5 protein-coding genes are annotated in these 4,489 nt (G+C 66.3%); 2 read left to right on the top strand and 3 right to left on the bottom strand.

The window, feature by feature from the left end; genetic code table 11:
• Positions 1–197 (bottom strand): hypothetical protein (locus QOH60_RS08300; RefSeq protein ID WP_526419011.1); only part of this gene is annotated, 197 nt, incomplete at its 3' end.
• Between the two features lie 286 nt (positions 198–483).
• Between QOH60_RS08300 and QOH60_RS08295 the strand changes: the two genes are divergently transcribed.
• Positions 484–1,713 carry an IS110 family RNA-guided transposase gene (locus QOH60_RS08295; protein WP_526419009.1) on the top strand — a complete coding sequence of 410 codons (1,230 nt, stop codon included), beginning with the start codon at positions 484–486 and terminating at the stop codon, positions 1,711–1,713.
• Positions 1,714–1,806: 93 nt separating this feature from the next.
• Here QOH60_RS08295 and QOH60_RS08290 read toward each other — a convergent pair whose 3' ends face one another.
• On the bottom strand, positions 1,807–2,019 hold the full coding sequence (locus QOH60_RS08290; RefSeq protein WP_526419007.1) for a transposase: 213 nt from the start codon (positions 2,017–2,019) through the stop codon (positions 1,807–1,809).
• 293 nt (positions 2,020–2,312) lie between these two features.
• Here QOH60_RS08290 and QOH60_RS08285 point away from each other — a divergent pair, with 293 nt between their 5' ends.
• Entirely contained in the window at positions 2,313–3,020 is a 708-nt protein-coding gene (locus QOH60_RS08285) for a FadR/GntR family transcriptional regulator (RefSeq protein WP_526419005.1), read from the top strand.
• Positions 3,021–3,080: 60 nt separating this feature from the next.
• On the opposite strand, the gene QOH60_RS08280 is transcribed toward QOH60_RS08285, so the two are convergent.
• A partial coding sequence (locus QOH60_RS08280) for a hypothetical protein (RefSeq protein WP_526419003.1) occupies positions 3,081–4,489 on the bottom strand: 1,409 nt, incomplete at its 5' end.

Raw genomic sequence — 4,489 nt, 5'->3', positions numbered from 1 at the left:
TGTCGCTCGGCCTCACTGGTTACCACCTGCTGGGTAGCGCCATCGGCTTCGTCGGCGTGCTCGGGAATAGCGCTGCGATCTTCCACCAAATAGGTCGACGCGGTCGCGAAGAGAATGAGAGCCGAACCGCTGCGCTCAGGCAGCGCATCGCAGATCGGTCGGAGGATCAGCGGTGAGTCGGTGGCGCTGAAAGACATCCGCTCACTGGTCCAACCTCCCTAGTGCTGGCCGTGATTCGCGAGACGGTGTGAGTGCCGATCGCGAGGTGCGGTCGGTGGCACCTGGTTCCCGTCGGGTCATCGCCGCATCCGCGTGACCGAGGGAGGTCCTGCATGAGTTCCGCGGGGCCCGGCGGCCCAGGACACGCGTGACTGGCGACAGGGCTGAGCGCCACCAGAGCGCCGATCAGTGAGCGACCGGCAGTCGTGTCCCGGAACCGTCGGGTGCCCAACCTGCTGCTGCAACGGCGAGGAAGGGACATGCATGAGTGTCGAACAAGAGCACCACGTTGGTCGAGTCACTGCGGGCATTGATTGGGCCAGCGCGGATCACGCGGTCGCGATCGTGGATGCGGACGGGGTGCAGTGTGATCGGTTCAGCGTCGAGCATCGGGCCGCGGATCTGCGCCGACTGGTGAACCGGCTGCGCCGGGCGGGAGTGGTGGAGGTGGCGATCGAGCGTCCGGATGGGCCGGTCGTCGACGCGCTGATCGAGGCCGGCTTGGTGGTGTTCGTGATTGCGCCGAACCAGATCAAGAACCTGCGCTCGCGTTACGGGCAAGCCGGCAACAAGGACGACCGATTCGACGCCTACGTCCTGGCCGACGTGCTGCGCACCGACCGGGCCCGGCTACGCCCACTGACCCGCAACTCCGAACAGACCATCACGCTGCGAATGACCGTGCGGGCAAGGCAAGATCTCGTCACCACCCGGGTCGCGGTCGCTAACCAACTGCGTGCGCATCTGCAGATCACGCTGCCCGGCGTGATCGACCTGTTCCGCGACATCGACAGCAACATCACGCTGGCTTTCCTGCGGCGATTCCCCAACCACGGCAAGGCTGATTGGCTCTCACCGGCACGACTCGAGCGGTGGCTGCGCGACGTGGCCTACAACCACATCCGCAACCTCGACCGACTCTGGGCACACCTCAACGGAGCCCCGCGCGGCACCACCGGCCAGCAGGCCGTCGCACGCGGAAACATCACCATGGCCCTGGTCGCGACGCTGACCGCGCTACGGGCTCAGATCGACGCTCTGGACAAAGAGATCGCCGAACAGCTCGCGACCCATCCCGACGCGGCGATCTTCACCTCGCTGCCCCGCTCGGGCACCGTGCGCGCCGCCAGATTGCTCGCCGAGATCGGTGACGCACGCGGCCGCTACCCCACCCCGGAGTCCCTGGTCTGCCTGGCCGGCGCCGCACCCTCGACCAGACAATCCGGCAAGGTCAAAGTCGTCGCGTTCCGCTGGGCCGTCGACAAACAACTACGCGGAGCAGTCATCGACTTCGCCGGCGACTCCCATCACGCCAGCCCCTGGGCCGCCGACCTCTACGCCAAAGCCCGCGCCCGCAACCACGACCATCCCCACGCCGTCCGCATCCTCGCCCGCGCCTGGCTACACGTCATCTGGCGCTGCTGGCAAGACAACGTCCCCTACGACCCGACCAAACACCACGCCCTGCAAAGGGTTCTCGCCGCAACCGCTTGACACAGGGCTACTCATGCCGCGATGACGCTCGTCGTCGAATGCACTGACCCACCGAGGAGCGAGGGTCACGGATTGACGAGTTGCGACTCGCTACTAGGGCATGTCTGATAGATGGCGGGTCCAGGCGATGACGGCGTTCAGGACAGCGGCGGCGCGGTAGACGGTGGCGAGTTTGTCGTAGCGGGTGGCTAGATCTCGCCATTGCTTGAGGTGGCAGAAGCGGCGTTCTATGACGTTGCGGTTGCGATAGTCGACTGCGTCGAAAGCTGGTGGCCGGCCGCCGACCGGGCGTCCGGATGGCGGCACAAGAGGTCGAGCTGGCCGCCCACAATCTTCTGCAGGACCTCGACGCCGCCTCAGGGTGACTAGGTGAGCCCTGCTTCGATCACTTCAAGGGCGGCGGGTTAGTTGGCGTCACGCCGCATGCTCAAACTCGTCGTAACGGAGAACGTCACCGGCGCTGGCGTGACGATGAGCGGTTTGGGACCGTTGGAGTAACAGGCTGTCGGTGCTGTTTCACATTCGGCGGTCGGGGCAGCGGTGCCCTGCGGACACGGACTAGCGTTAGTCGTAACTGTTCAGACGCAGAGTGGATCTTTATGTCACTGACCGATGATGCTATCGACAAGATCAAGGCGATGATCCTGGACGGTCGCCTCAAGCCCGGCAGCCGGTTGCCGCGTGAGGCTGATCTGTCCAAGGAGCTTGGGATCTCCCGCAATTCGCTGCGCGAGGCGGTACGGGCGCTCTCGCTGATCCGAGTCGTGGATGTGCGCCAGGGCGACGGGACCTACGTGACCAGCCTGCAGCCGAGCATCCTCATGGAGACGCTCGGCTTCATGGTCGACTTCCACCAGAACGAGAGCGTCCTGCATCTATTCGAGGTGCGCCGGGCGCTCGAACCGGCCGCGGCCGAGCGGGCCGCGGTGCTGATGACCGACGCCGAGGCCGAAGGGCTGCTGCTCCTGCTCGACGCGCTCGGTGAGTCGCCGGACCTGGACGAGCTCATCGCCAACGACGTCGAGTTCCACCACCGCATCGCGCAGGGCAGCGGAAACCCGGTGTTGTGCTCGCTCATCGACGGCTTGTCCGGACGCACGCAACGCGCTCGTACCTGGCGCGGCATAACCCAGGCGGATGCGATCTCCCAGACCCTGCGCGAGCACCGCGCCATCGCTACCGCGATCCGCCAGCGGCAGCCCGACTTAGCCGCCGCGTGGGCCCGGGCCCACATCGCCGGGGTTGAGCACTGGTTGCGCTTCGCGCTGCAGGACGAGGAAGCGCCCGACTTGGACGGGATCGAGTGAGCCGTCACGGCAACGGCCGGCCCGGGATCGCCCGGACCGGCCGCGCCGGGGGGAACGTGCTCAGCGGTAGATCTGGAATGCGTCCACTTGTAGGTATGCCCCGCCGGCCTTGACCCCGACCAGGTGGTGCACACCGGGAGTCAGGCCGCGGACCCTGTAGAGCACTTGCGCCGCGGCGTAGGCGGGCCCGCTGGCGTCGATCGAGGTGGCCGTGCCGCCGTCCACCGACATCGTCACCGCGCCGTTTCCGGGGTCGCGTGGGCCGAGGAAATCGATCCCGGTCCCTGAGAAGGTGACGTCGAAGCTTTCCCCGTCGGTGCGGGTGTACTTCACATCGTCGCCGATGTCGCCGGCGTTCCGGTTACTCGCCAGGGCCCAGCTGGCGCCGGTGTAGCCGATCGACGGGTCGTTATCGTTGACGATGGCTGGGGCCGGTTTGCCGTCGCGGATCTCGGCCTTGATCTCCTTCAGGGTGGCCAGCGTGGTCGGGTCGACCGTGCCGTCCTCGTACATCATCAGGTCCAGCGACAGCGCGGTGTGGTTGGCCATCGCCGTGCGCACGGTGTTCACCGCCGACTGAGTGCTGACGGTCGGACGGATCGTCGTGTTCGGGTCGTGCACACCCCAGTCCTGGTTCAGCAGCACGGCGCAGTGCGCGCGGATGCCCTTGTAAGGACCGGTCAGGTAGACGCCGTCCGGCCCGACCACGGAACCGCTGGTGGGCGAGCCATTGCACGTCTCGCCGGGCTGGAAGTCCTCGTACTTGGTGTAGGCGGCGGCGATCCAGGTGTTCCACGTGACGATCCGGTTGGGATTGCCGGCCCGGGCGGCACTCTGCAGGCTCTTGAAGTCGGCCGGGTAATAGTACGCGCCGTCGTCGAACCACCAGCCGTCCAGGTTGCGTCCGAAGTGGTCGCCGGCCCAGCTGATCACGTTCTTCCAATTGGTGAGGAAGGTGGTCTTGTCGCCGGTGCCCGTGAGTCGGTAGCCGGCAGGGAACTGCTGCTTGGCCCACCAGGTGGGATCCTGATCGTGGCCGTTGTGGTAGTAGAGGATGAACTTGATGCCGGCCTTGTGGAGTGACTGGGCGACCTTCAGGTCGAGGTCGCAGGCGGCGGTGTTGCCGCCGTTGCCGAGGATCCGGTCGATCACTGCGTTGGGTCCGTCGACCTGGTAGGTGTACCAGGTGTAGGACCACATCACGTACGCCGCACCGGTCGATTTCACCATGTCCACGAAGGCCGGCACGTTGAAGTCACAGGCCTGCTGGTCGAGGGTCTTGGCCAGCCCATTCGGCGGGTAACCCCACGCGCCGTACTGGAAGAACAGGCCGTACCCGGCGTCGGTCAGCCATTGGCTGTTCGCCTTGGCGCTGGCAACGTCGGCGGTGTAGCTGTCCTGCTTGGCGGTGGGCACGAGCTCAAGGGACTTCACGTCGGTCTCGGCCGTCGTGGAGGTGGTGCGGCTCA

This window comes from Mycobacterium sp., from assembly GCF_032159765.1.
Classification (GTDB): domain Bacteria; phylum Actinomycetota; class Actinomycetes; order Mycobacteriales; family Mycobacteriaceae; genus Mycobacterium.
This window is presented reverse-complemented; position numbering and strand designations above follow the sequence as displayed.